The organism is Streptomyces sp. NPDC006516, from assembly GCF_040611875.1.
Lineage (GTDB): Bacteria > Actinomycetota > Actinomycetes > Streptomycetales > Streptomycetaceae > Streptomyces.
On the sequence record NZ_JBEXPD010000007.1, the window covers coordinates 225,685 to 251,082 of the forward strand.

Annotated in this window: 25 protein-coding genes and 1 pseudogene; 15 read left to right on the forward strand and 11 right to left on the reverse strand. The window is 68.8% G+C overall.

Going from position 1 to position 25,398, the window contains the following annotated elements:
* Positions 1 to 213: 213 nt before the first annotated feature.
* The gene (locus tag ABZY45_RS21000; RefSeq protein WP_356742078.1) at positions 214 to 423 is read right to left on the reverse strand and encodes a DUF5326 family protein; all 210 of its coding nucleotides are present in this window, start codon (positions 421 to 423) and stop codon (positions 214 to 216) included.
* Positions 424 to 580: 157 nt separating this feature from the next.
* Entirely contained in the window at positions 581 to 898 is a 318-nt protein-coding gene (locus ABZY45_RS21005) for a cupin domain-containing protein (RefSeq protein WP_326737448.1), read from the reverse strand.
* Positions 899 to 976: 78 nt separating this feature from the next.
* On the opposite strand from ABZY45_RS21005, the gene ABZY45_RS21010 reads away from it, so the two are divergent.
* The 5 genes from ABZY45_RS21010 to ABZY45_RS21030 all read left to right on the forward strand — a co-directional run bounded on the left by ABZY45_RS21010 (position 977) and on the right by ABZY45_RS21030 (position 4,915).
* Positions 977 to 1,354 carry a phage holin family protein gene (locus tag ABZY45_RS21010; protein ID WP_356741920.1) on the forward strand — a complete coding sequence of 126 codons (378 nt, stop codon included), beginning with the start codon at positions 977 to 979 and terminating at the stop codon, positions 1,352 to 1,354.
* 65 nt (positions 1,355 to 1,419) lie between these two features.
* Positions 1,420 to 2,544, forward strand: a complete 1,125-nt coding sequence (locus ABZY45_RS21015) for a cystathionine gamma-lyase (RefSeq protein WP_356741922.1) — start codon at positions 1,420 to 1,422, stop codon at positions 2,542 to 2,544.
* Positions 2,545 to 2,820: 276 nt separating this feature from the next.
* Entirely contained in the window at positions 2,821 to 3,717 is an 897-nt protein-coding gene (locus ABZY45_RS21020) for a LysR family transcriptional regulator (RefSeq protein ID WP_356741924.1), read from the forward strand.
* 52 nt (positions 3,718 to 3,769) lie between these two features.
* Positions 3,770 to 4,249: an NUDIX hydrolase gene (locus ABZY45_RS21025; RefSeq protein WP_356741926.1), complete on the forward strand. Its 480-nt coding sequence runs from the start codon at positions 3,770 to 3,772 to the stop codon at positions 4,247 to 4,249.
* A 153-nt stretch (positions 4,250 to 4,402) separates the two neighbouring features.
* Complete coding sequence (locus ABZY45_RS21030; protein WP_356741927.1) at positions 4,403 to 4,915, forward strand: DUF2269 domain-containing protein; 513 nt, start codon at positions 4,403 to 4,405, stop codon at positions 4,913 to 4,915.
* Here ABZY45_RS21030 and ABZY45_RS21035 read toward each other — a convergent pair.
* A complete protein-coding gene (locus ABZY45_RS21035) occupies positions 4,815 to 6,059 on the reverse strand; it encodes an MFS transporter (protein ID WP_356741929.1) in 1,245 nt (414 codons plus the stop codon). The genes ABZY45_RS21030 and ABZY45_RS21035 overlap by 101 nt on opposite strands.
* 139 nt (positions 6,060 to 6,198) lie before the next feature.
* On the opposite strand from ABZY45_RS21035, the gene ABZY45_RS21040 reads away from it, so the two are divergent.
* From ABZY45_RS21040 to ABZY45_RS21050, 3 genes are read left to right on the forward strand one after another with little or no spacing between them, the layout of a single operon-like run.
* Positions 6,199 to 6,657 (forward strand): MarR family transcriptional regulator, encoded by a 459-nt coding sequence (locus tag ABZY45_RS21040; protein ID WP_356741931.1) that lies wholly within the window; start codon positions 6,199 to 6,201, stop codon positions 6,655 to 6,657.
* A gap of 28 nt (positions 6,658 to 6,685) precedes the next feature.
* Complete coding sequence (locus tag ABZY45_RS21045) at positions 6,686 to 7,138, forward strand: GNAT family N-acetyltransferase (RefSeq protein ID WP_356741933.1); 453 nt, start codon at positions 6,686 to 6,688, stop codon at positions 7,136 to 7,138.
* Between the two features lie 46 nt (positions 7,139 to 7,184).
* Positions 7,185 to 8,348, forward strand: coding sequence for a winged helix DNA-binding domain-containing protein (locus ABZY45_RS21050; protein ID WP_356741934.1), 1,164 nt, complete (start codon positions 7,185 to 7,187; stop codon positions 8,346 to 8,348).
* 73 nt (positions 8,349 to 8,421) lie between these two features.
* Here the strand turns inward: ABZY45_RS21050 and ABZY45_RS21055 are convergent.
* Positions 8,422 to 9,700 (reverse strand): annotated as a pseudogene (locus tag ABZY45_RS21055) (serine hydrolase domain-containing protein).
* A gap of 344 nt (positions 9,701 to 10,044) precedes the next feature.
* Between ABZY45_RS21055 and ABZY45_RS21060 the strand changes: the two are divergent.
* Together ABZY45_RS21060 and ABZY45_RS21065 are read left to right on the forward strand one after the other, a co-directional pair.
* Complete coding sequence (locus tag ABZY45_RS21060) at positions 10,045 to 10,761, forward strand: dienelactone hydrolase family protein (RefSeq protein WP_356741936.1); 717 nt, start codon at positions 10,045 to 10,047, stop codon at positions 10,759 to 10,761.
* 187 nt (positions 10,762 to 10,948) lie between these two features.
* Positions 10,949 to 11,512, forward strand: coding sequence for a dihydrofolate reductase family protein (locus ABZY45_RS21065; protein WP_356741937.1), 564 nt, complete (start codon positions 10,949 to 10,951; stop codon positions 11,510 to 11,512).
* Between the two features lie 187 nt (positions 11,513 to 11,699).
* On the opposite strand, the gene dnaB is transcribed toward ABZY45_RS21065, so the two are convergent.
* The gene (gene dnaB, locus ABZY45_RS21070) at positions 11,700 to 13,157 is read right to left on the reverse strand and encodes a replicative DNA helicase (RefSeq protein WP_356742080.1); all 1,458 of its coding nucleotides are present in this window, start codon (positions 13,155 to 13,157) and stop codon (positions 11,700 to 11,702) included.
* 476 nt (positions 13,158 to 13,633) lie between these two features.
* On the opposite strand from dnaB, the gene ABZY45_RS21075 reads away from it, so the two are divergent.
* The gene (locus tag ABZY45_RS21075) at positions 13,634 to 14,971 is read left to right on the forward strand and encodes an MATE family efflux transporter (protein ID WP_356741938.1); all 1,338 of its coding nucleotides are present in this window, start codon (positions 13,634 to 13,636) and stop codon (positions 14,969 to 14,971) included.
* Positions 14,972 to 15,160: 189 nt separating this feature from the next.
* Here ABZY45_RS21075 and rplI read toward each other — a convergent pair whose 3' ends face one another.
* The 4 genes from rplI to rpsF all read right to left on the reverse strand — a co-directional run bounded on the left by rplI (position 15,161) and on the right by rpsF (position 16,879).
* On the reverse strand, positions 15,161 to 15,607 hold the full coding sequence (rplI, locus tag ABZY45_RS21080) for a 50S ribosomal protein L9 (RefSeq protein ID WP_014155197.1): 447 nt from the start codon (positions 15,605 to 15,607) through the stop codon (positions 15,161 to 15,163).
* 18 nt (positions 15,608 to 15,625) lie between these two features.
* The gene (gene rpsR, locus ABZY45_RS21085; protein WP_003967857.1) at positions 15,626 to 15,862 is read right to left on the reverse strand and encodes a 30S ribosomal protein S18; all 237 of its coding nucleotides are present in this window, start codon (positions 15,860 to 15,862) and stop codon (positions 15,626 to 15,628) included.
* 42 nt (positions 15,863 to 15,904) lie between these two features.
* Positions 15,905 to 16,519 carry a single-stranded DNA-binding protein gene (locus ABZY45_RS21090; RefSeq protein WP_356741939.1) on the reverse strand — a complete coding sequence of 205 codons (615 nt, stop codon included), beginning with the start codon at positions 16,517 to 16,519 and terminating at the stop codon, positions 15,905 to 15,907.
* Positions 16,520 to 16,588: 69 nt separating this feature from the next.
* The gene (rpsF, locus tag ABZY45_RS21095; protein WP_006604399.1) at positions 16,589 to 16,879 is read right to left on the reverse strand and encodes a 30S ribosomal protein S6; all 291 of its coding nucleotides are present in this window, start codon (positions 16,877 to 16,879) and stop codon (positions 16,589 to 16,591) included.
* Positions 16,880 to 17,165: 286 nt separating this feature from the next.
* On the opposite strand from rpsF, the gene ABZY45_RS21100 reads away from it, so the two are divergent.
* From ABZY45_RS21100 to ABZY45_RS21110, 3 genes are all read left to right on the forward strand, one after another.
* A complete protein-coding gene (locus ABZY45_RS21100) occupies positions 17,166 to 17,513 on the forward strand; it encodes a hypothetical protein (protein WP_356741941.1) in 348 nt (115 codons plus the stop codon).
* 183 nt (positions 17,514 to 17,696) lie between these two features.
* Positions 17,697 to 18,815, forward strand: coding sequence for a peptidoglycan bridge formation glycyltransferase FemA/FemB family protein (locus ABZY45_RS21105; protein WP_356741942.1), 1,119 nt, complete (start codon positions 17,697 to 17,699; stop codon positions 18,813 to 18,815).
* Between the two features lie 75 nt (positions 18,816 to 18,890).
* Positions 18,891 to 19,922 (forward strand): alanine racemase, encoded by a 1,032-nt coding sequence (locus ABZY45_RS21110; RefSeq protein ID WP_356741943.1) that lies wholly within the window; start codon positions 18,891 to 18,893, stop codon positions 19,920 to 19,922.
* A 7-nt stretch (positions 19,923 to 19,929) separates the two neighbouring features.
* Here the strand turns inward: ABZY45_RS21110 and ABZY45_RS21115 are convergent, their stop codons facing one another.
* Both ABZY45_RS21115 and ABZY45_RS21120 read right to left on the reverse strand, forming a co-directional pair.
* On the reverse strand, positions 19,930 to 21,435 hold the full coding sequence (locus ABZY45_RS21115) for a glycosyltransferase 87 family protein (RefSeq protein ID WP_356741944.1): 1,506 nt from the start codon (positions 21,433 to 21,435) through the stop codon (positions 19,930 to 19,932).
* A gap of 163 nt (positions 21,436 to 21,598) precedes the next feature.
* Positions 21,599 to 24,292 carry a transglycosylase domain-containing protein gene (locus tag ABZY45_RS21120; protein WP_356741946.1) on the reverse strand — a complete coding sequence of 898 codons (2,694 nt, stop codon included), beginning with the start codon at positions 24,290 to 24,292 and terminating at the stop codon, positions 21,599 to 21,601.
* A gap of 387 nt (positions 24,293 to 24,679) precedes the next feature.
* On the opposite strand from ABZY45_RS21120, the gene ABZY45_RS21125 reads away from it, so the two are divergent.
* On the forward strand, positions 24,680 to 25,381 hold the full coding sequence (locus ABZY45_RS21125) for a helix-turn-helix transcriptional regulator (protein WP_356741948.1): 702 nt from the start codon (positions 24,680 to 24,682) through the stop codon (positions 25,379 to 25,381).
* The last annotated feature ends 17 nt before the right edge of the window (positions 25,382 to 25,398 follow it).

A 25,398-nucleotide genomic window follows, 5' to 3' on the forward strand; every position in this document is an offset into this window, starting at 1 on the left:
CGTGCGCCTGCGCCCGCGCGCTGCCCCGGCCCTGCGCACATGCCCCCGGTCGCGAGCCTGCGCCGGTCGTGCGCATGCCCCCGTGCGTGCGCCTGCGCCGGTCGTGCGCCCGGTCCGTCCGGACTCGGCCCGAGCGTGAACCTGGCCCTGGACGTGCCCGGCCGCGCTCGTGCGCCCGATTCGTCGGCCGCGACCGTGCGCGTACCGGCTCCGTTACCAGTCGCTGCGCTCGGAGGAGGACAGGAACTTCCGCACCACGAAGACCAGACCGCCGACCAGGACGACGAAGACCAGCACCTTGAACAGCAGGCCGATGACGAAGCCGACCACACTGGCGATCAGTCCGCCGAACACCACGATCGCGATGAGGGGCACCGCGACCCACTTCACCCACCAGGGCATCCCCGCGAAAATCTCCCGCACCGCCATCGCCGCTACCTCGTCTCTGTGAGTACCTGCTTCGATGCTAGAGGCGCGAGGGGGGCCCGCGGGGTGCCGGGAGCCCTTGAAGTCCCCTGAGCGATCCCCTAGGGAACGCCCGGGTCCGCGAACGCCTGGCACCGGGAGACCTCGGGGTCGCTCAGCCCTCCGGCGGCGAGAAGACCACCATCACCCGGAGGTCCTCGGTGATGTGGTGGAACTTGTGGGCCGTCCCCGCCGGCACGTAGACGACGCTCCCCCGCCCCACCTGAGTGGTTTCCATGCCGACCGTGATCGACGCGCGGCCACTGACGACGAAGTACACCTCGTCCTGCTTGTGCGGCTGCTGAGGGTCGAGCTCGCCGGCGTCGAGAGCGTACAGGCCGACCGACATGTTGCGTTCCCGGATGAACTGCAGATACGCACCGTCGTTGGCGGCGCGTTCCGCCTCCAGCTCGTCGAGTCTGAATGCCTTCATCGTCCGTCCGCCCCTCGCGTCCGTGCCGGTCTGCTGTGCCGGTGTCCGCCACCGATCGTGTCTGCCACGATCAGACACATGAAGAATTTCGTAGTCAAGACGATCGCCAACGCGGGTGCGCTGGCCGTGGCCATCTGGCTGCTCCAGGACATCACGCTCACCGGTGACAACACCGGGCGCAAGGTGCTCACCCTGGCCCTGGTGGCGCTCCTCTTCGGCCTGGTGAATTTCGTCGTCAAGCCGGTCGTGCAGCTGCTCACACTCCCCTTGTTCATCCTGACGCTCGGCCTGATCACACTCGTGGTCAACGCGCTGATGCTGCTGCTGACCTCCTGGCTGGCCGACGTCGTCGATCTGAACTTCCACGTCGAGGGCTTCTGGACGGCTGTGCTGGGCGGTCTGATCATCTCGGTCGTGTCCTGGGCCCTCAATGTCGTGCTCCCCGACGAGGACTGATCCGTCCCCTGATGACACAGTGCAGAGCGGTCCGGTGAACGCCGGGGAGAGATGAGGAATCAAGAATGAGCACCACGGGCGACGGAACACTGGCGGTACGAGCGGGCCTCCCGGCGCCGGAACAGTACGAACCCACGCTTCCCGGTCCGGTCTTCGCGGCACACTTCCACCTGTCCGGAGAACCTGTCGGCCCCTACACCTACGGCCGCGAGTCCAACCCGACCTGGACCCATCTGGAGCGGGCCATCGGCGAGCTGGAGGCACCGGGGGAGCAGGTCGAGACGACGGTCTTCGCCTCAGGGATGGCGGCCATCTCCGCCGTGCTGCTGTCCCAGGCACGCGCGGGCGACGTCGTGGTCCTCCCGGACGACGGCTACCAGGCTCTGCCTCTGGTGCGTGAACAGCTGGAGGCGTACGGCGTCGAGGTGCGGACCGCGCCCACCGGCGGCGATGCCCAGCTGGAGCTCCTGGAGGGTGCGAAGCTCCTCTGGATCGAGACGCCCTCCAACCCCGGGCTCGACGTCTGTGACGTCCGCAGGCTCGTCGAGGCGGCCCGTGCGGCGGGTGTGCTCGTCGCCGTCGACAACACCCTGGCCACCCCGCTGGGCCAGCGTCCCCTCGAACTGGGCGCGGACTTCTCCGTGGCCAGCGACACCAAGGGCATGACGGGCCACGGGGACATCCTGCTCGGCCATGTGACCTGCCGGGATCCACAGCTCGCTGCGGGAGTGCGCCGCTGGCGCAAGGTGGTCGGGGCGATCCCCGGCCCCATGGAGGCCTGGCTCGCACACCGTTCGCTGGCCACCCTCCAGCTGCGCGTCGACCGTCAGTGCGCGACCGCGCTCTCCCTGGCCGAGGTGCTGGCCGAGCGGGCGGACGTATCGGGGGTGCGCTACCCAGGTCTGCCCGGCGACCCCTCGTATCCGACCGCGGTCCGGCAGATGCGGCGCTTCGGCTCCGTGGTCTCCTTCGTGCTGGCCGACGCGGACACCGCTGAGCGTTTCCTGGCCGCACTGCGACTGGTCGACGACGCGACGAGCTTCGGCGGACTGCGTTCCACCGCCGAGCGCCGGGCGCGCTGGGGCGGAGACGCCGTGCCGGAGGGCTTCATCCGCTTCTCGGTGGGAGCGGAGGACCCCGAGGACCTGCTGGCGGACGTCGTGCGCGCGCTCGACGAGGCCGCGCTCTGAGCGACACGCTCCCCCCGCGCACGGCCGGTCCTGGCAGGGCCGGTCCGGGACGGGCGTCCCCGCCCACCGGGCCGGCCCCGCTCGGGACGGGCGGTCCGAGCCTCCCCCCTCATGGCTCGGACCGCCCCGGTTCCAGCGCCGAGAACCGTCTGGACAAGGCTAGTTGACTGTGCGTCAGTGTCCAATCACGGTAGCGACAGCGGCCTATCGACAAATTTATGGTTGGGCGATCGTGACGGACGGTGCGGGTCGGCGCAGCGTCGGAGGGGGAGAACCATGGACCTGGCCCTGCTGCGCACGTTCGTCACCGTGCACCGAGCCGGTTCCTTCACCCGGGCGGCCGCGCTGCTCGGGCTCTCCCAGCCGGCCGTGACCTCGCAGATACGGACGCTGGAGCGCCAACTGGGGCGCCCTCTGTTCCTGCGCAGGGCCCGCGGAGTCACCCCCACCACGGTCGGCGACGAGCTCGCGCACCGGGCCGCGCCCCACCTGGACGCGCTGGTCGACATCGTCGAGGCAGGGCTCGACGAGGAGTCCGGGGTACGGACCCTGCACCTGGCCGGGCCCCCGGAATTCACGTCCATGCGGGCGCTGCCCGCCCTGACCCCGCTGGTCGCCCAAGGACTCGCGCTGCGCAGCAGCTTCCTCGCCAATTCCGAGGAGGCGCTGGAGGGCCTGGCCGCAGGACACCATGATCTGGCCATCACCACAGCCCGTCCGCGCGGCGGGCTGCTGACCTCCACCACGCTCTGCGACGAGGAACACGTGCTGGTAGCGGCGCCCCGCTGGGCCGGCCGCCTGGGGCCGGGGGCCTTGCGGCACAAGGGGCCCGTCATCCTGGAACAGCTTCCGGTCGTGGAGGTGCACGAGAGTCTCCCCTTGGTCGCCCGCTACTGGGCAGCCGTGTTCGACAGCCGCCCCGCCGCTTCCGCCGCCGCGATCGCGCCGGACCTCCGAGGCGTGCTGGAATGCGCGGCAGCGGGCGCCGGCCTCGCCGTCCTGCCGCGTTATCTCTGCGCCGCCGCACTTGAGCGGGGAGAGGTCGTGGCACTGCTCGACCCGCCGGTGCCGCCGCTCCGCACGTATTTCCTCGTCGCGCGCACCGGCACACTCGGTCTCCCACACATCGCGCGGGCGCACGAGTGGCTGGTACGCGCTGCCGTGGACTGGTGACCGGTCGGCTCAGGGGAGTTTCAGACGGGGTTTCCTGGGCCACTCTCTTGCCATGACCGAACGTCCAGTGGTCAAGCGCACGGCACGGGCCGTCCTGCTCGACGGCGATGACCTCATCCTCATCAAACGGACAAAGCCGGGAGTCGACCCCTACTGGCTCACGCCTGGTGGGGGCGTCGAGCCGGAGGACGCCACCGTCGTCGACGCGCTGCACCGCGAGCTCGACGAGGAACTCGGCGCCAAGGTCGTCGACGTCGTTCCCTGCTTCGTCGACACCGTCGAACACATCGCTGGTGACGGCGTCACCGGCGTGAAGGTGCAGCACTTCTTCGTCTGCCGCCTGGCGTCCATGGATCTGTCGCTCCGGCACGGCCCGGAGATCGACGAACCGTGTGGGGAGTACGAGGTCGTGCGCGTGCCCTTCAGCCGCGTCGGTATCGCGGCCGTCCATCTCGTGCCACTGTCCCTGCGGCACTACCTGGACGGCAACATCGAAGGCGTGCGAGCGATGCACGCACCGGACCTGGGCTGATCCTGGAACCCGGCCCCCGGGCTGATGCGCGCGACCCGGCACCCGGGCGAGGCCGGGCCGGGCGCCTGGCGATTCTTGTACGCCCAGGCCGGTAGCCGCGGATACTCCCGCTGTCAGATGACCTCTCGCTGCGTGCTTGTCACTGTGTTTCACGTGAAACCACTCAAGCGTCCGGCTCGCCGAAGCATGCTCGTCGCCCATGTGGCCGTCTCCGTGGGCTGGCTGGGCCTCGCTGTGGGGCTGCTCGCTCTGGGCCTCACCGCGTTCCTCACCCGTGACGCCGTAACGGCCGAGGCAGCCACCCGTGCCATGAAGGTCTTCAGTGACTGGCTCGTCGTGCCGGTCTCCCTGCTGTCCCTGGTCAGCGGCCTGGCCCTGGCACTCGGCACCTCGTGGGGCCTGGCAAGGCATAGGTGGGTCTGGACGAAATTCTGGCTGACGCTGATCACAGCGGGCCTCTCGGTCTTCGCGCTACGCCCAGGGATCGACGAGGCCGCGGCCCGGGGCGCTGCTGACATCGACCTCGTCATCGCGCCCTCGGTGGCCACGGCCACCTACCTCTTCGTCACCGCGATATCGGTGCTGAAGCCGCGGGGACCGACTCGCCGGGGCCGACGGCTGCGGCAGACTCGGGAGAATGCGTCGCGACCAGCCGGCCTGAGGTGACCGTGCGGCGCTCGAGCGCACCGGAGAGCAGCGCCAGAAGCAGCGCCGAGGCAGCGAGAGCCGCGCCGACCCAGTTGGGCGCGGTGTATCCGAGACCTGCCGCGATGACGATCCCGCCGAGCCAGGCGGAGAGCGCGTTGCCGAGGTTGAAGGCCCCGATATTGACTGCCGATGCCAGAGTGGGCGCGCCCGCGGCCTGGTCGAGCACGCGCTTCTGGAGCGGAGGCACGGTCGCGAACCCCAGTCCCCCGATGAGGACGATGGTGATCGCGGCGGCGACCTTGTTGTGTGCGGTCAGGGTGAACAGGGCCAGGACCGTGGCAAGCGCACCGAGTGACACGTACAGCATCGGCATCAGACGGCGGTCGGCGAACTTCCCTCCGAGCAGATTCCCGCCGACCATGCCGAGCCCGAAGAGCACCAGCAGCCAGGTGACGGAAGACGTCGCGTAGCCGGCAGTCTCCGTCATCATCGGCGTGATGTAGGTGATCGCCGCGAAGACGCCACCGAAGCCCAGCACGGTCATCGCCATGGCGAGCAGCACCTGGACGTTCCGGAATGCGGCCAGTTCATGTCGGATGCGCACGCCTTCGGGCTTGGGCTGCTCGGGAATCAGCTTCGCCACACCGAGGAGCCCCAGGACGCCGAGTGCGGCGACGACGAGAAACGTGATGCGCCAGCCGAAGTTCTGGCCGACGTACGTCCCCAAGGGGACTCCGACGACGTTGGCGACGGTGAGCCCGGTGAACATCATGGCGATGGCGCCGGCCTTCTTCGCCGGAGCGACCAGATCCGCGGCCACGACCGAACCGATGCCGAAGAAGGCTCCGTGGGCGAGTGAGGCGATGACCCGGCCGGCGAGCATGACCCCGAACGCCGGGGCGAGCGCGGAGACCACGTTGCCGACGATGAAGAGGCCCATCAGGACCATCAGCATGCGTTTGCGGGTCACCCGAGTGCCCAGGAACGTCATCAGCGGAGCGCCGAGTACGACCCCGAGCGCATAGCCGGTCACCAGAAACCCTGCGGTCGGGATCGAGACCTGGAAGTCCGCCGCGACATCGGGGAGCAACCCCATGATCACGAACTCGGTGGTTCCGATACCGAAAGCCCCGATGGCGAGGGCGAGGAGCGCGAGCGGCATGGGTTCACCTTCCCTGAAGATTGCGCGTGCACCTTACGAGCGTCCACAATAATTGCAGACGCCTTTTAATTGCAAACGCGGGCTATTGCGTACGTGCCCTATCCTGGAGGCAAGCAGCTCCCGCCCGGAGGAGAGACCCATGACAGCGACCGACCCCGCACTGACGGCCCTCGCCCAGAGCTGGTGCGCCCTCTCCCTGCTCCACGGCAAGATCGAGGCCCGCATCGAACGGGCGCTGCAGTCTCACCACGACCTCAGCGCGCGCGAGTTCTCACTGCTCGACGTCCTGAGCCGCCAGCACAGCGGCACGGGCGGCCACCTGCAGATGAAGCAGGTCGCGGACGCCGTGGTGCTGAGCCAGAGCGCCACCACCCGGCTGGTCACACGACTCGAGGACCGGGGCCTACTCACCCGGTATCTGTGCGACACGGACCGGCGAGGCATCTACACGGACGTCACCGAAGCGGGGCTCGAGCTGCTGAGCCAGGCCAGGCCGACCAACGACACCGCGCTGCGCGCGGCACTCGACGAAGCCGCCGAGAATCCGGAGCTCGCCCCTCTGGTCCGTACGGTCGAGGCACTCAAGGTCCCCGCCTGAACCGGACGGTTTGCGTAGTCTGCCGATCATGAGCGATCTCGACATACGCCCCGCGGCACTCACCGACATCCCGGCCTGCGTGGCCATGCTTGCCGACGACCCCATCGGCGCACAGCGCGAGTCCCCGGACGACCTCGCCCCGTACGACGCCGCCTTCCGGCGGCTGGCAGACGATCCCAATCAGCACCTGGTGGTGGCGGTGCGGGGCACCCGCGTGGTGGGGACCCTCCAGCTCACGATCGTGCCCGGGCTGTCCAGGCGCGGCGCGACCCGGTCGGTCATCGAGGGCGTCCGGGTCCACGCCGACGAGCGGGGCAGCGGCCTCGGTACCCAGCTCATCCAGTGGGCGCTGGACGAGTCCAGGCGCCAAGGCTGCCAGCTGGTGCAGTTGACGTCGGATGCGAGCCGCACCGACGCCCACCGCTTCTATGAACGGCTCGGGTTCACCCCGAGCCATGTGGGGTTCAAACTCGCACTCTGACCCTGTGACTCCGGGCGGCGGCTCTCAGCACTGCGGAAGGAAGCACGTGCACCGCATCGACGACGCACAACGCCGGGCCAGGCTCGGCCGACGCCATCTGCTGGCTCCCTCCGTGCGGGCGGCCTCCGTGGTCACGGTGGCCGACGCCGTGGTGGCCCTCCACGCGACCGATGCCGCCACCGTGTACCTCTCGGCGTGCGCGAGACTGGCCGATCCCTCGGTCGCAGCGGTGGAGCGGGCGCTCTACGAGGACGTCTCCCTGGTGCGGCTGCTGTCCATGCGCAACACCCTCTTCACGGTGTCCACGGAGGTCGCGCCCGCCGTCGACGCGTCCAATGCCCGCTCCGTGGCAGCCGACGAGCGTCGACGGCTTCTCAAGCATCTACGGGAGGACGGGCAGGGGCTGGACGATCGGTGGCTCGGCGACACCGAGCGGGACACCGTCGCCGCTCTGGCCTCCCTCGGCCGGGCCACGGGAAGCGAGCTCTCAGCCGCCGTACCGGCGCTGCGGACGAAGATCACCGTCTTTCCCGGCACCAGGCAGGAGACCGTGCAGGGCGTGGCCTCCCGCGTGATCCGTGTTCTGGCCGCCGACGGGCGCATCCGGCGGGATCGGCCGCGCGGCTCCTGGACCTCCAGCCAGTTCCGCTGGACGGCCTCCGAGCCCTGGCCCGCCACCGACCCCGACCGGGCACGGGCCGACGTCGCCGGCCGCTGGCTCCGCTCGTACGGTCCCGCGACGGAGGCCGACCTCAAGTGGTGGACGGGCTGGGGCACCCGCCAGACGCGTGCGGCTCTGGCCGCCACCGGTGCCGAAGAGGTTCTGCTCGACAGCGGAGCGTCCGGTTGGGTGGCCCCGGGCGATCACGCCGCGGAGCCCCCTCCTGAGCCCTGGGCTGCGCTGCTGCCCGGCCTGGACCCGAGCGCGATGGGATGGGCGGACCGCGGATTCCACCTGCCCGCCGCCCATCGTCCCGCGCTCTTCGACCGCGCCGGCAACATCGGGCCCACAGTCTGGTGGAACGGCGAGATCGTCGGCGGCTGGGCCCAGCGGGCAGACGGCGAGCCGGTCTGGCGGCTGCTCTCCGACGTGGGCAGGGAAGCCGCACAGCTCATCGAGGCGGAGGCCTCCCGACTGTCCGCCTGGGTGGGCGACGCCCGGATCACTCCCCGCTTCCGCACGCCTCTGGAGCGCGAGCTGACCGCCTGAGCCGTCCTCACGGAGCGAAGGGCTCACACCCGGCCCGGCTGGTCCGTCGTTTCACGTGAAACGACGGCCGGGCTCAGACGGGGAGGCCTCGCCAGCCACCGTCGTCCACACCGCCAGGGACAGCGGCGCTCCGGTCGTACGGCTCCCGGGTGAAGACGAACGAACCCAGATCGAGATGGTCCACCGAGCCGTCGGCGGCTCTCACGGCCCGGAGCGTCTCTCCCGCGTAGTAACCGTTGAGGCCCGTCCACGTCCCGTCCGGGCACGCCCTGAAACGGGCAGAACGACCGGGGCCTCGCAACGGGAGGAGCTCCAGGCCACGGTCCGCCAGAAGCTTCAGGCCGTACACATAGGTCCCCCAGTACCAGGGGCCGGTCAGCGCCAGCAGCTCGTCGTCGACCTCAGGCATGGGGCGCCAGGGTTCCGGGATCCTCGGCTCCGCCTCGGCGACGATCTCCACCAGGTCCCCCGCGACCGTGCCCGTGAGCGGACCCGAGGTGGCATTGGCGAGCACCACGGCAGCCACGTCGTCCTCGACGCTGAACCACAGGGTGGCAAGGAAGCCCGGCAGCGAGCCCGAGTGGCCGAGGAATGTGCGGCTCTGCCGCCGTACCGACTGGAGGCCGAGCCCATAGGCCCCTGTCCAGTCGCCGGCCTCGGGCGGGGCGGCGGGGGCACGCATCTCCTCGACCGAGGACGCGCTCAGCACACGTTCATCACCCCGCGCCAGGAAAGAGGCGAAGCGGAGAAGATCGGTGGTGGTCGACCAGAGCTGCCCCGCGGGCGCCATCAGTCCCAGGTCCTCGGCCGGCTCGGGCAGCATGACATCCGCCCATGGGTGAACCGCCCATCCTCCCGCATGCGGAGCCGACGCGTGCGGACCGGGATTCGAGTAATGGTGCCCGTGCCCCCCCCGGGTGGAGCACCGGCCTCTCACCGAGCACATCCGCCAGCTCAGGGCGGGTGGTCCCCGGCGTCCGCTCCCACCAGGGGGACGGCGTCTCGGCCGCCAGCCCGGCGCTGTGTCCCAGGAGTTGGAAGATGGTCGCCTGCCCTGCCCCCGTACCGGGCAGATGCTTCTCCAACTGGTCGTCCAGATCGAGCAGTCCCTCGTCACGCAGACGCATCACGAGAACCGCGGTGAACGTCTTGGTGATGGAACCGATCCTGTACTGCGTGTCGCCGTCGGGTTCATGGCCGTCCACACAGCTCCGGGCACCACTCCAGGCGACCTGCCCCTCGCGCTGGACGGCGGCGACGAGGGACGGTGCCCGGCCTTCGGCCTGCGCCCTGGCGATGCGGTGCAACAGGGCTCGGCAGGTACTGGGAAGCAGTGAATCGGATGAGGTCATGCTCAAGGATGACCCGGGCCTTCACCGCCTGACGAACTCATTTCGCGGGCGCCGCCGGCTGCTCCCGGCATCAGCCGCACCCCGTGCCCGGCAGGGCACGGTGTTCGGGCTCAGTGAGGTGATTCAGGGCGACCGGGAAGGCACGCGTGCAACGAGAGGCGCTCCGGAGAAAGGCGCCAGGAGAGCGCGATTCCCCCGCCCCCGTCTGTGCCGAGCCCGCCCTCGTCTGTGCCGAGCCTGCCCCTTCTGCGCCGAGCCTGCCCAGTCTGCGCCGAGCCCGACCCCGTTTCTGCTGATGGGCAAGTCCGCCCCAACCGGCCCCGGTCCTCACTACCGTCCGGTCCATGACTACGGTGACGACACGCACGGTCGAGTATCCGGCCGACGGCATGACGATGATCGGGCATCTGGCGCTCCCGGCCGGCACCGGCCGACGGCAGGCCGTACTGATCGGGCCCGAGGGGCCGGGCCTGAACGACTTCCAGCGCCGACGCGCGGACGCCCTCGCCGAACTGGGCTATGTGGCGCTGGCCTTCGACATCCACGGCGGGCGCTGGTTCACCGACCCCCAGGAGATGCTGGCCCGTGTGAACCCGCTCCTGGCCGATCCCCGCAGGATGCGGAACATCGGCCACGCGGCTCTGGACGTGCTGCGCGCCGAACCACGGACCGACCCCCGCAGGATCGCCGCTGTCGGCTACGGCACCGGAGGCGCGATCGCCCTGGAACTCGGGCGCGACGGTGTCGACCTGCGTCTCATCGCGACGATCAACGCACTGACGACGGGCCCTCCCGGCGATGCCGCCCGCATCCGCTGCCCGGTGTGGGCCGGGGTCGGATCCGAGGACCCGATCATGCCGGCGGAACAACGCGACGCGTTCGCCGCCGAGATGCAGGCCGCGGGCGTCGACTGGCGCCTCATGGTCTACGGCGGCGCCCTGCACGCCTTCCACCACCCGCCGGTCGAGCAGACCGTGCTCCCCGGCGTCGGCCACCACCCGCAGCACGCTCGACGGGCCTGGAACGACGTCGTCGCCCTGCTCGCGGAGTGCATGCCGTAAGGGCGTGCGCGGTGGTGTCAGGCCGCCGTCGTCCTGACACCACGGCCGCGGCCGGGGTCACACGGCTTCCCGGAGCCGCCGACGTAGGGTCTCCCCGCCTATGAGCCGATGGCATGCCGATCTCCGATGAGTTTCCCGCGCCGTGTCGGTCTGTACGCGTGAGACCGACTCACGGAAGGCTGGCGTCATGCGGAAATTGAGTTACGGCATGAACTTGAGTCTGGACGGCTACGTCGCCGCACCCGGCGACGACATCGGCTGGAGCGTGCCGAGCGACGAGCTGTTCCAGTTCTGGTCCGACCAGTTGCGGGCGACCGACCTGACGCTGTACGGGCGCAAGCTGTGGCAGACGATGAGCTCGTACTGGCCGACCGGTGACCAGCAGCCCGACGCCACCCCGGCGGAGATCGAGTTCGCCCGCCGCTGGCGGGACACGTCCAAAGTGGTGTTCTCCTCGACGATCGACAGGACCGACTGGAACACCCGCCTGGTCACCGGAGACGCGGTCGCCGAGATCGCCCGGCTCAAGGCCGAGGACGGCGGCCCGATGGACATCGGCGGCGCAACACTCGCCGGGGCGGCCATGCGGGCCGGACTGATCGACGAGTACGTGCTGGCCACCGCGCCGGTCCTGGTGGGCGGCGGCACGCCGTTCTTCACCGTGCTGGACAGCTGGGTGAACCTGAACCTGGTGGAGACGCGGACGTTTCCCGACGGGGTGGTCCTGACCAGATACGAGACAAGGCGGTGAGAGCTTCCCGCGGATCTGGGTCACCTGAGCGGAGCGGCGGACGCCGGGCAGGCACCAGCTCGGAGCCCGGTCACCTCTACGAGTGGACAGCTTGACCTGCCGGTCTCAGATTCGTGTCCGATATGCCGTCGCTCGGCCATCGGTCGTGAGATCTGGCCACGAATGCGGAGACTCCGCAGCGGAAAACTCAGGTCTGGGCCATGTCCACGAAGCGGGAGTAGTGGCCCTGGAACGCCACCGTGATCGTCGCCGTCGGGCCGTTACGGTGCTTGGCCACGATCAGGTCCGCCTCGCCGGCGCGGGGGGACTCCTTCTCGTACGCGTCCTCCCGGTGCAGCAGGATCACCATGTCGGCGTCCTGCTCGATCGAACCCGACTCACGCAGGTCGGAGACCATCGGCTTCTTGTCCGTGCGCTGTTCGGGACCACGGTTCAGCTGCGAGAGGGCGATGACGGGAAGCTCCAGCTCCTTGGCGAGCAGCTTGAGGTTTCGCGACATGTCCGAGACTTCCTGCTGACGGCTCTCGGCTCTCTTGGCACCACCCGACTGCATCAGCTGCAGATAGTCGATGACCACCAGCTTGAGCTCGTTGCGCTGCTTGAGGCGTCGGCATTTCGCCCTGATCTCCATCATGGAGAGGTTCGGCGAGTCGTCGATGTAGAGCGGAGCGGCCGATACATCCGGCATGCGCCGGGCGAGCCTCGTCCAGTCCTCGTCGGTCATCGTGCCGGAGCGCATGTGGTGCAGGGCGACCCGGGCCTCGGCGGACAGGAGGCGCATCGCGATCTCGTTGCGCCCCATTTCCAGGGAGAAGATGACGCTCGGGAGGTTGCTCTTGATCGAGCACGCTCGGGCGAAGTCCAGGGCGAGGGTCGACTTACCCATGGCGGGACGGGCCGCGATGACGATCATCTGGCCGGGGTGCAGGCCGTTGGTGAGGGCGTCGAGGTCGGTGAAGCCGGTCGGCACACCGGTCATCTCACCGCTGCGGGACCCGATGGCCTCGATCTCGTCGAGAGCACCCTCCATGATGTCGCCGAGCGGCAGATAGTCCTCGCTGGTGCGCTGCTCGGTGACGGCGTAGATCTCGGCCTGCGCCGAGTTCACGATCTCGTCGACGTCACCGTCGGCCGCGTATCCCATCTGGGTGATCTTCGTGCCGGCCTCCACGAGGCGCCGCAGGACGGCCCGCTCATGGACGATCTCGGCGTAGTACGAGGCGTTGGCCGCGGTCGGCACCGACTGCACGAGCGTGTGCAGATACGGCGCCCCGCCGACCTTGGTGATCTCGCCGCGCTTGACCAGCTCGGCCGCCACGGTGATCGGGTCGGCGGGCTCCCCCTTGGCGTACAGGTCGAGGATCGCCGTATAGACCGTCTCGTGTGCCGGGCGGTAGAAGTCGTGGCCCTTGATGATCTCCACGACGTCGGCGATGGCGTCCTTGGAGAGCAGCATGCCGCCGAGGACGGACTGCTCGGCGTCGAGATCCTGCGGAGGCACTCGCTCGAAGCCGGACGAACCGCCGTCCCAGCCGCTCTCCCGGCCTCGCTCGTGCTGCTCGTCGCGGCCCTTGCCCTCTCCGCGGCGCTGACGGGAGACGGGCAGACGGTCACTGGGACCGACATCGGCCCAGGGATCGTCCAAAGGCTCGGGAATGCTCACCGGGCCACCTCCTCCCGTCCGCTTCGCGGACCTAGCCGTGCCACTCTTTCTTACGGCACGGCACCGACAAACAAGACGCCCGACTCCGGTTCCGGCGCGTCAAGTTCTGCTGGTTTCCAAGCCGGAACGGAGTGCGGGCGCCGCACCACGGTAGGCCGGTCTCCACCGTCAGCCAATCTGGTTATCCACAGGGCATGTGGACGACGGACCAGATGCTGTGGAGAACCCACGCGATCCTGTGCACGGACCGGGGGACAGCACTGTGGACAAAGTCATACGCGGCTGGCCATAACCAGCTTGACCTGGGCTTTCTCCGTCCACCGGCTGTGGGGGAGAAAAACTTTTGGCCCCGGCACAAGATCACCGGAACCGACCACCGGCCGAACCCGAAACCCGGGCAGAAGTAAGGGCCACAGACACATTGCATCTCTTACCTGTGGAAGATTAGATTGACACCCATGACCAAGGCCTCCACAGCGCAGCCGCCCTCCCGCCGACGACACGACCGCGAGATCATCGCACTCGCCGTCCCGGCCTTCGGCGCGCTCGTCGCGGAGCCGCTCTTCGTCATCGTGGACAGCGCCATCATCGGCCACCTCGGCACTCCACAACTGGCCGGCCTCGGGGTCGCCGCAGCCCTGTTGACCACGGCCGTGAGCATCTTCGTGTTTCTCGCGTACGCCACGACGGCCGCCGTCGCCCGCCGTGTCGGGGCGGGAGATCTGGCATCCGCCATTCGTCAGGGCATGGACGGCATCTGGCTCGCGCTCCTGATCGGCGCCGTCGTCGTCGCGGCCACGCTTCCCCTGGCTCCCTGGCTGGTCGAGGTCTTCGGCGCGTCCGACACCGCGGCCCCGTATGCCATCACTTATCTACGGATCTCCAGTCTCGGCATTCCCGCGATGCTCGTGGTGCTGGCGGCGACCGGGGTCCTGCGTGGACTTCAGGACACCCGTACACCGCTGTACGTCGCCATCGGCGGATTCGCCGCCAACGGAGCTCTCAACGCCGTACTCGTCTACGGCGCCGGGCTGGGCATCGCCGGCTCCGCGTGGGGCACGGTCATCGCCCAGGCAGGCATGGCCGTCGCCTATCTGATCGTCGTGGTGCGGGGAGCACGTCGGCACGGAGCCTCCCTGCGGCCCGACGTCGCGGGTATCAGGGCCAGCGCCCAGGCCGGCGCCCCCCTGCTCATCCGTACGCTCTCTCTGCGCGCGGTGCTGATGATCGCCACCGCTGTCGCCGCTCGGCTCGGCGACACGGACATCGCCGCTCACCAGATCATCCTGTCGCTCTGGAGCCTCGCCGCCTTCGCGTTGGACGCGATCGCCATCGCGGGACAGGCAATCATCGGCCGCTACCTGGGGGCGGGAGACGCCAAGGGGGCGCGTGAGGCGTGTCGCCGCATGGTCCAGTGGGGCATCGCCTCCGGTGTGGTCCTCGGGCTGTTGATCGTGCTCGCCAGACCTCTGTTCATCCCGCTGTTCACCGCCGATGCCTCCGTACGGGACACCCTGCTGCCCGCCCTGCTCGTGGTGGCCCTTTCCCAGCCAGTCGCCGGGGTGGTCTTCGTCCTGGACGGAGTGCTGATGGGGGCAGGTGACGGCCGGTATCTCGCGTGGGCCATGATCCTGACTCTGGCGGTCTTCGCCCCGGTCGCTCTGCTCATCCCCAGCCTCGGAGGGGGCCTCACCGCACTGTGGTGGGCGATGGCCCTCATGATGGCGGTCCGCCTGCTGACGCTCTGGCTGCGCATGCGGTCAGGGCGCTGGATCGTGACCGGCGCCACCCGCTGATCGCCCCTCCGCCGCTCCTCGACAGCCGGTCTCCGGTAGGCGCCCGGGCGCCCGGCGCCTCGTTTCACGTGAAACGAGGCGCCCTCAGGCAACGACGCCCCCGAAGCGCGGGACAACCCGACGAGCAGCACGACGAAGGGCCGCACCCAGAGGGTGCGGCCCTTCACCTAGCTCTGCTGAGCTGTGCCCTTAGGCAGCAACGACCTCGATACCGAGCTTCGCGGCAACCTCGGGGTGCAGACGGACGGACACCTGGTGCCCACCGAGCGTCTTGATCGGCGAACCGAGCTCGACGCGACGCTTGTCGACGTCCGGACCACCGGCAGACTTGATCGCCGAGGCGATGTCGGCCGGGGTGACGGAGCCGAAGAGGCGGCCGGCGTCGCCGGAGCGAACAGCCAGACGAACCTTGACGGCCTCGAGCTTGGCCTTGATCTCGTTGGCCTGCTCGATCGTCGCGATCTCGTGGATCTTGCGGGCGCGGCGGATCTGCGCCACGTCCTTCTCGCCACCCTTGGTCCAGCGGATGGCGAAGCCACGCGGAACCAGGTAGTTACGGGCGTACCCGTCCTTGACGTCCACGACGTCGCCGGCGGCACCGAGGCCAGTGACCTCGTGGGTGAGGATGATCTTCATGATTCGGTCACCCTTCCCTTATCGCGCGGTGGACGTGTAGGGCAGCAGCGCCATCTCACGGCTGTTCTTGACTGCCGTGGCGACGTCACGCTGGTGCTGCGTGCAGTTGCCGGTGACGCGGCGGGCACGGATCTTGCCACGGTCGGAAATGAACTTCCGCAGCATGTTCGTGTCCTTGTAGTCCACGTACTGGGTCTTGTCCTTGCAGAAAGCGCAGACCTTCTTCTTAGGCTTGCGCACAGGCGGCTTCGCCATGGTGTTTCTCCTGTGTGATCAAGAAGTGGGGTACGAGCAGCCCTAGAAGGGAGGCTCGTCCGAGTAGCCGCCGCCGGAACCGCCGGAGCCGCCGGAGCTTCCGCCCCAGCCACCCCCGCCGCCCTGCTGGCCCGCGCCCTGGCCGCCGGCCGGAGCGCCGGTGGCCCACGGGTCGTCAGCGGGAGCACCGCCGCCGCCCTGCGGGGCGCCGCCACCGGGACCGCCGCCCCAGTTGCCGCCGCCCTGCTGGCCGCCGCCGTATCCACCCTGGCCGCCGCCCTGGCCACCTCGACCGGTGGTCTTGGTGACCTTGGCCGTGGCGTTCTTCAGGCTGGGGCCGACTTCCTCGACGTCCAGCTCGTAGACCGTGCGCTTGACGCCCTCACGGTCCTCGTAGGACCGCTGCTTCAGCCGGCCCTGCACGACGACGCGCATGCCTCGCTGGAGCGACTCCGCGACGTTCTCCGCCGCCTGACGCCAGACCGAGCAGGTGAGGAACAGGCCTTCGCCGTCCTTCCACTCGTTGGTCTGCCGGTCGAAGATGCGGGGAGTGGACGCGACACGGAACTTCGCGACCGCCGCACCGGACGGGGTGAAGCGCAGCTCGGGGTCGTCGACGAGATTGCCGACGACCGTGATGACGGTCTCGCCTGCCATGGTGAACCTCTCGGCGGGATTGCTTCTGGCTGCTTGCTACTCGAACCCGATGACCGCTGAGCTAGATGCTCAGTGGGTCTCGGGACGGAGGACCTTGGTCCGGAGGACCGACTCGTTCAGGTTCATCTGTCGGTCGAGCTCCTTGACGACCGCAGGCTCGGCCTGCAGGTCGATGACCGAGTAGATGCCCTCAGGCTTCTTCTTGATCTCGTAAGAGAGACGACGACGGCCCCAGGTGTCGACCTTCTCGACCTTTCCGTTGCCCTCACGGACGACGGAGAGGAAGTTCTCGATCAGCGGGGAGACTGCTCGCTCCTCGAGATCGGGGTCGAGGATGACCATCACTTCGTAGTGACGCATGTGGAACCCACCTCCTTTGGACTCAGCGGCCACGGTCGTTCCGTGGCAGGAGGGTCGTGATGCGTGAGCATCAGTGTCTCCGAGTAAAACAGCCGCCACTGACAACGCCCGTCTTCGAGAGTCGAGGGGGGCCGCAGTGCTGGCTCAGGGCAGACACCGGTGCAGACCGTACAGAGTACCCGCAGACAGGCTTCCGGTTGAAATCCGGTGTTCAGGGCGCACAATCGAGACAGATGCGGTGTGAGAGGCGCTACATTGCACCGCCCTTCCCGCCAGGAGGTGCTCCATGGCACAGACACTCCGACCCGCCGGCAGCCCTGTCCCTCGCCGGGCGACCCGTCCGGCCACCGGATCGCTCTTCGCGACGGATGGCAAGCCGCATCCGCTCCAGGAAACGCTGATGGTGGTGACCGGGGTCCTCGGGATCCTCGCGTTCGTCACGGCGATGTTCCACAGCCTGCACCTGATCAGCTCGTGGGCCGGGCTGATCGGCATCCTGACCGGTGTCTACGGGCAGTACATCTCCAGGACCACCTGGGAGCGGTTCGGTCTGATCATGGGGATCGGATCGTCCGCGGTCGGCTTCTATCTCGGCATGGCACACGGCGGCCTTTTCGGCGGCGTCGTCACCTGACCGGCACAGCCGCACCAGGCGAGGCCGACCGCCCCACGCAGCGCACAACGGGGCGGTCCCGCGGGAGTGGCGCCCGATCCGGTCCAGACGGGCCAGACCGGGCGCCCGTCGGTCACAGTAGGCTTCGGCGCGAGAGCCGGAGCCCCTGACCGATGGGGACACACCTGCCGAGGAGCGCCCCGCATGAGCCTGACCCTGAGGACCATCAGCCGAGAACAGCATCTGGCCTACATCCAGAGTCTGCCCTCGGCCAGTCACTGCCAGGTCCCGGCGTGGGCTGACGTGAAAACCGAGTGGCGTTCGGAGAACCTCGGCTGGTTCGACAAGAACGGCGAGATGGTCGGCGCCGGCCTGGTGCTCTACCGCCAGTTGCCCAAGATCAAGCGTTACCTCGCCTATCTTCCCGAGGGCCCGGTCATCAACTGGTACGCCCCGAATCTGGACGAGTGGCTCCAGCCGATGCTCGCCCACCTGAAGCAGCAGGGCGCCTTCTCGGTGAAGATGGGCCCGCCCGTGGTCATCCGCCGCTGGGACTCGGCCGCCATCAAGTCGGGCATCCAGGATCCCGACGTGAAGCGCCTGCGTGACGTCGAGGCCAGCCACATCGAGCCCCGTGCCTTCGAGGTCTCGGACCGGCTGCGGAAGATGGGCTGGCAGCAGGGCGAGGACGGCGGCGCCGGATTCGGCGACGTACAGCCCCGCTACGTCTTCCAGGTCCCGCTGGCCAACCGCTCGCTCGAGGACGTGCTCAAGGGCTTCAACCAGCTCTGGCGCCGCAACATCAAGAAGGCCGACAAGGCCGGCGTCGAGGTCGTCCAGGGCGGTTACGAGGACCTCGCCGAGTGGCAGCGGCTGTACGAGATCACCGCCGTGCGCGACCACTTCCGGCCGCGCCCGCTCTCGTACTTCCAGCGCATGTGGACGGTACTCAACTCCGAGGACCCCAACCGCATGCGGCTGTACTTCGCGCGGCACAACGGCGTGAACCTCTCGGCCGCCACGATGCTGGTCGTCGGGGGGCACGTCTGGTACTCGTACGGCGCGTCGGACAACATCGGCCGCGAGGTCCGCCCCTCCAACGCCATGCAGTGGCGCATGCTCCGCGACTCGTACGCGATGGGCGCCACCGTCTACGACCTCCGTGGGATCAGCGACTCCCTGGACGAGACGGACCATCTCTTCGGTCTGATCCAGTTCAAGGTCGGCACCGGCGGGGAAGCCGTCGAGTACGTCGGCGAGTGGGACTTCCCCCTGAACAAGCTGCTGCACAAGGCGCTCGACATGTACATGTCGCGACGCTGACCGCGTCCCGACCCCCCGTCCATCAGTTCCCCCTCTCTCTCACACCGCAGCCACCAGAAAGGTTCCGGGCCGGCCATGGCGCTCTCCCTCTACGTCGACACCGCGCGCTGGCGGGCGCACCAGAAGTCCGTGCTCGACCAGTTCCCCGGGCTCGTGCCGGTCTGCAAGGGCAACGGATACGGCTTCGGACACGAACGGCTGGCCGACGAGGCGATCCGCTTCGGATCCGACACGCTGGCCGTCGGGACCACCTACGAGGCCGCCCGCATCAAGGACTGGTTCAGCGGCGACCTCCTGGTGCTCACGCCCTTCCGCCGGGGCGAGGAGCCGGTGCCGCTGCCCGACCGTGTCATCCGCTCCGTCTCCTCCGTGGACGGCGTGCACGCCCTGGTGGGCGCGCGGGTGGTCATCGAGTGCATGAGCTCGATGAAGCGGCACGGCGTGAAGGAGGAGGAACTGGGCCAGCTGCACGCCGCCATAGAGGACGTACGCCTCGAAGGCTTCGCGCTGCACCTGCCGCTCGACCGCACGGACGGTTCGGACGCGGTCGAGGAGGTCATCACGTGGATGGACCGGCTGCGTGCCGCCCGGCTGCCGCTGCACACGATGTTCGTCAGCCATCTGCGGGCCGAGGAACTGGCCAGGCTCCAGCAGCAGTTCCCGCAGACCCGCTTCCGCGCGCGCATCGGCACACGGCTCTGGCTCGGTGACCACGAGGCGACCGAGTACCGGGGCGCGGTGCTCGACGTGACGCGCGTCGTCAAGGGGGACCGGTTCGGCTACCGCCAGCAGAAGGCGGCGTCGGACGGCTGGCTGGTGGTCGTCGCCGGGGGGACCTCCCACGGCGTCGGCCTGGAGGCCCCGAAGGCCCTGCACGGCGTGATGCCGCGTGCCAAGGGTGTCGCGCGCGCCGGGCTGGCCACGGTCAACCGCAACCTGTCCCCGTTCGTCTGGGCGGGCAAGCAGCGCTGGTTCGCCGAGCCGCCGCACATGCAGGTGTCCATCCTCTTCGTGCCTTCGGACGCGCAGGAGCCGAGGGTCGGCGACGAACTGGTGGCCCATCTGCGGCACACGACCACCCAGTTCGACCGCCTCGTGGACCGGTAGACGGTCCCTACCGGGAGTCCTCCCGGCCGGAGGCCCCCCACTCGACCCGCGGTCCTTCGACCGCGGGTTCGGCGTGCGGGGCCGGGTGGGTGTGCACCTGTGCCAGGGCGACCCGGTCCGGCGCGCCGTCGAGCACCCCGCCCGACGGATCGTCGGACCCGTCGCGCCGCACCGGGTCCTTCTCCGGCATCAGGATGTCCCTGACGACGAGGGCGCAGAGGTAGAGCGTTCCCAGCAGGTGCAGGGCGACGGCGACCTGGTAGCCCTCCTGCGGCAGCCCCTGGTGCTTGTCGCCGCTGGTCGTGTACGCGAGGTAGAACCAGATCCCCAGGAAGTACATGACCTCGCAGGCCTGCCAGACGAGGAAGTCCCGCCAGCGGGGCCTGGCCAGCGCTGCCAGCGGGATCAGCCACAGCACGTACTGCGGCGAGTAGACCTTGTTCGTCAGGATGAAGGCCGCCACCACCAGGAACGCGAGCTGCGCGAAGCGCGGCCGGTGCCGGGCCGTGAGGGCGAGGCCGGCGATCCCCGCGCAGAGCACGATCATCAGCAGGACGGAAGCCGTGTTCACCGTGCCGATGTCGATGGGCCTGCCGGTGCGCTGGGTGATGACCAGCCAGAACGAGCCGTAGTCGATCTGCCGCTCCTGGCTGAACGTGTAGAACTTCTTCCACCCCTCGGGGGCGTAGACCATGACAGGAAGGTTCACCAGCAGCCAGGCCGCCGCCGCCCCGAAGAGCGCGGCCCCGTACGCCCGCCACTTCCCCGCCCGCCAGCACAGGACCAGCAGAGGGCCGAGGAGCAGCACGGGGTAGAGCTTCGCGGCGGTCGCCAGTCCGATGAGGATGCCGAAGGCGAGGTTCCTGCCCCGGGACCACATGAGCATCGCGGCGGCCGTCAGGGCGACGGCCAGCAGGTCCCAGTTGATCGTCGCGGTGAGCGCGAGAGCCGGAGCGAGAGCGACCAGCAGGGCGTCCCACGGCCGGCGCCGGTGGGTGCGGGCGACACAGACGACGAGGATCACCGCGCAGATCATCAGCAGGCCCGCGTTGACCATCCAGTACATCTGCTCCCGCTGCTGGACGGGATCCGACGAGGACGTCAGCGTCAGCCAGGACGCGATCTGCATGAAGAGGCCGGTCAGGACCGGGTACTCCAGGTACGCCATGTCGCCGCTGAGCCGGTCGGCGTACGGCACGAGGCCGTCGGCGAAGCCGCGCCCGACGAAGAGGTGGGGGATGTCGGAGTAGCAGGCGTGCGTGTACTGCGAACTGGTGCCGCGGAACCACGCCCAGTCGTAGCAGGGGATCTTCTGCACCATGCCGAGTGCGAACATCCCGATCATCACGAGCACGATGACGCGCACCGGCGTGAGCGGCCCCGTCCCGAACCGCGCCCAGCGGCCCGCGGGCCCGCCGATCAGCTCGCTCCCCGCCGCGGCGATCTCGTCCTGCCGCGTGGGCGGTACGACGGACAGCTCCTGGTGCACGCTCGTGTCTTCTGCGCTTGGCATGCCGCACATCCTGCCGTACGGCGCTGTGTACGGGCGTGGGCCGCGTGCGGGACACACGAGGGCCGTCGGCACCTGGCTGGTGCCGACGGCCCTCGTCGTGCGCGTGCGGGGCCCTCAGCGGGGTCCCGGAGGGCGGTGGCGCCGGCCGCCGCCCTCCGTACCGCTATCCGCCGCCTCCGAGGAACCCGCCGTTGCCGTTGCCGTTGCCGTTCGACGTGCCTTCCGTCGTGCCTTCGGTGGTCCCGCCGTCCGTGGTACCACCGTCGGTGGTCCCGCCGTCGGTGGTACCGCCGTCAGTGGTACCACCGTCCGAGGTCCCGCCGTCCGAGGATCCGTCTGTGGTCCCGCCGTTCTGGTTGTTCTTGCACTCCCAGTCGAGCGGCGCACACGTCTCGCTCGGCGAGGGGGACGGAGAGGTCGGGGTGGGCGAGGGGCTCTCGGGCATCTCGCTGGACGCCGAGGGCGAAGGAGTCGGGCTGGGCGTCGGGCTGGGGCTGGCCGCGCCGCCTCCGTAGACCAGGTCGCCGATGGGCTCCGGCTTCGGGAAGGTCTCGACCTTGGTGCCCTTCACCGCTTCGGCCATGTAGTCGTGCCAGATCTGCGCGGGGAACGAGGCACCGTGGATCTTCTCCTCGCCGCCCGTCCCGAACATCTCCAGGAACTCGCGGTTCTTCTTCGTCTCGTCGTCGTCCAGCCGGAACATGCTGACGGCCGTGGACAGCTGGGGGGTGTAGCCGACGAACCACGCCGACTTGTTGCCGTCGGTGGTGCCGGTCTTCCCGGCTACGTCGCGCCCCTCCAGCTGGGCAGGCGTACCGGTCCCGTTCTCCACGACGTTCTTCAGCACGTCGGTGACGTTGTCCGCGATCGCGCTCGAGAACGCGGGCTCGGTCTTCGTCTTGTGCTGGTAGATGACCGTGCCCTCATGCTTCACCTCGGTGACCGAGAAGGGCTCGCGCTGCTTGCCGCTGGTGGCGAAGGTGGCGTACGCGCCCGCCATCCGGATGGCACTCGGCGAGGAGGTGCCGATGGAGAACGAGGGGTAGTTCGAGTCCGCCAGGTACTGGTCGTCGCGCAGTCCCGCGTCGAGGGCGGCCTGCTTCACCTTGTCGGTGCCGACGTCCATGCCGAGCTGGACGTACGGGGAGTTCGCGGACTCCTGCATGGCGTACCGCAGGGTGATCGGCCCGTAGTCGTGGTCTCCGTCGTTGGTCTGGCGCCAGTCGTTCTGGTCCTTGTCGCGCCAGACCTCGCCGTTGTACTTCTTGATCTGCAGCTTGTTGTCGCCGTTGTAGACACTCTTCGGCGAGACGATCTTGCGCTCCGACTCACTCTGCGTCTCGCCGCCGGCGGGGTTGCGCTTCCCGTACTGCATCGCGGCCGCCAGCACGAACGGCTTGAAGGTCGAACCGACCTGCGCACCGGTCGCGTCGGCGTTGTTGGTGTAGTGCTCCGTCGCGTCCTGGCCGCCGTACGTGGCGACGATGGCGCCCGTCTCGGTGTCCACCGACGCGCCGCCGAACTCGACGTGCGAGTCCAGGTCGGGGCGCTTCTCCTCGTCGATCTTCTCCTTGTACACCCGCTCGACCGACTTCTCGAGCTGCTCGACCTTGTTCTTGTCGAAGGTCGTGTGGATCTCGTAGCCGCCGAGGGCCAGTTCCTTCTCGGTGACGTTCTGGTCGTTGTGCGCCAGGAAGTACTTCGTGGCGAGGTCGACCAGGTAACCGGTCTGGCCGCCCAGCTTGGCGTCCGCCTTCTTGGGCTGGGGCATCGGGAAGGTCTTGAACTTGGCGCGCTCCGCGGCGCTCAGCCGGCCGTCCTTGACCTCCTCGTCGAGGATCCACTTCCAGCGTGCCTTCGCCCGCGCGGTGTTCTTCTCCTTCGTGGCCTGCACCGGGTCGACATCGGGAGCACCCGCGGGGTCGTAGTAGCTCGCGCCCTTGAGCAGCGTCGCCAGGAAGGCGCACTCGCTCGCGTCCAGGTCCTGGGCGTCCTTGTTGTAGTACGTACGCGCCGCGGCCTGAAGTCCGGAAGCGCCCCGGCCGTAGTAGGAGACGTTGAGGTATCCCTCCATGACCTCCTTCTTGCCCACCGTCTCGCCGACCTTGAGCGTGATGAAGAGCTCCTTGACCTTCCGGCTCAGGGTCTGGTCCTGGGTCAGGCGCGAGTTCTTCACGTACTGCTGGGTGATCGTCGAACCGCCCTGGGTCTCACCGCCCTTGGCCATGTTCCAGACCGCGCGGGCGATACCCATGGGGTCGATGCCCCGGTCGGTCTCGAACGTCTTGTTCTCGGCCGAGATGACGGCGTTCCGCATCGCTTCGGGGATCTGGGCGTACTCGATCGCCTGGCGGTTGACGGACCCGCCCGTGGCGACCATCTCGGTGTTGTCGGCCCAGTAGTAGACGTTGTTCTGGGCCTTGGCGAGGTCGTTGATCTCGGGCGGAACCACCAGCGCGTACGCGATGCCGGCCGCACCCATCATGAGACCCAGAAAGCCCAGGCACAGTCCGGAGACCAGCCTCCACGAGGGCACCCAGCGCCGGAAGCCGTACTTTCCGGCTCTCGGGTAGTCGATGAAGCGCTTCTTGCCGGAGTCTGCGCGGCCCCGGCCGCGGCCTTCGTGACCGGTGCTGTCCCCGGCCCCCCGCCGCCTGCCTCCGCCGCGCTGCGCGGCGCGGCGGGCCTCGGCACGGCCTCCGTACGCCGGCTCCTCGCCGTGCGCTTCGGAAGGTGATGCAGATGTTGCTCTGCGTGACGAGTCGGTGCGACGTCCAGCAGGCTGTTGGGCGGCTCGTCTGGCCGCTGCACGCCCGCCACCTTGCGGTTGCGGCGCTTTGCGACGGTGCTCGCTCATGGAACGACTACTCCTCGGGCAGGCGAGAGCGCCTGGAAGCGGCAGTTGAGATCCGGTCCCCCCGAATTACGGACAAGCCCTGCGGAAGGCTCACCCGCAGTACATCCGGCAGTCCGCGATGACTGACGCTCGGCGGCGTCTCGCGGTTCCCGGTGGTCTGCATGCCGCACAGACTACGCACGGTCAAAAACCTCCGGGGACCGAACTTCACCCCAAATTACGCAAGTCACTCCCTATGAATCCTTGATGTGACGCCGCTCACGAACCGGCCCCTTGTCGAACATCACGAGCCGATCTATCGTGCTGATGTATCGAGTCGATACATCAGCACGGCATAAGGTCGACCCAGCGGACCCGTGGAAGCGCCAGGCGAAGGAGGAAGCGAAGGTGAGCAGACGCTCCGGCATCCTCGAATTCGCCGTACTCGGCCTGCTCCGCGAGTCCCCGATGCACGGGTACGAGCTGCGCAAGCGCCTCAACACCTCGCTGGGGATCTTCCGCGCCTTCAGCTACGGCACTCTCTATCCCTGCCTCAAGACGCTGGTGGCCAGCGGCTGGTTGATCGAGGAACCGGGGAGCGTTCCTGCATCGCCGCCCGCCGCGGGCCGTGGGGTCGCCCCCGCGTCCTCGCTGGCCGGGCGACGCGCCAAGATCGTCTACCGGCTGACGGCGGAAGGTAAGGAGCACTTCGAGGAGTTGCTCTCGCACACCGGCCCGGATGCCTGGGAGGACGAGCACTTCGCCGCTCGCTTCGCCTTCTTCGGCCAGACGGAGCGCGACGTGCGGATGCGAGTCCTCGAAGGCCGCCGCAGCAGGCTGGAGGAGCGCCTCGAGAAGATGCGCGCCTCTCTCGCCCGGACCCGTGAACGACTCGACGACTACACGCTTGAGCTGCAGCGACACGGCATGGAGTCCGTGGAGCGCGAAGTGCGCTGGCTGAACGAGCTCATCGAGAGTGAGCGTTCGGGGCGGGATCAGCGACGATCCTCACCCGAGAGCTCCTCTCAAGAAGACACAACAGGAGAGACGGGCGGCCTGCCCCGGCACCGGGACAACACCCGGCCGGATCCGTCCGACGACACCAAGTGAAACCCCCGCAGACCCGC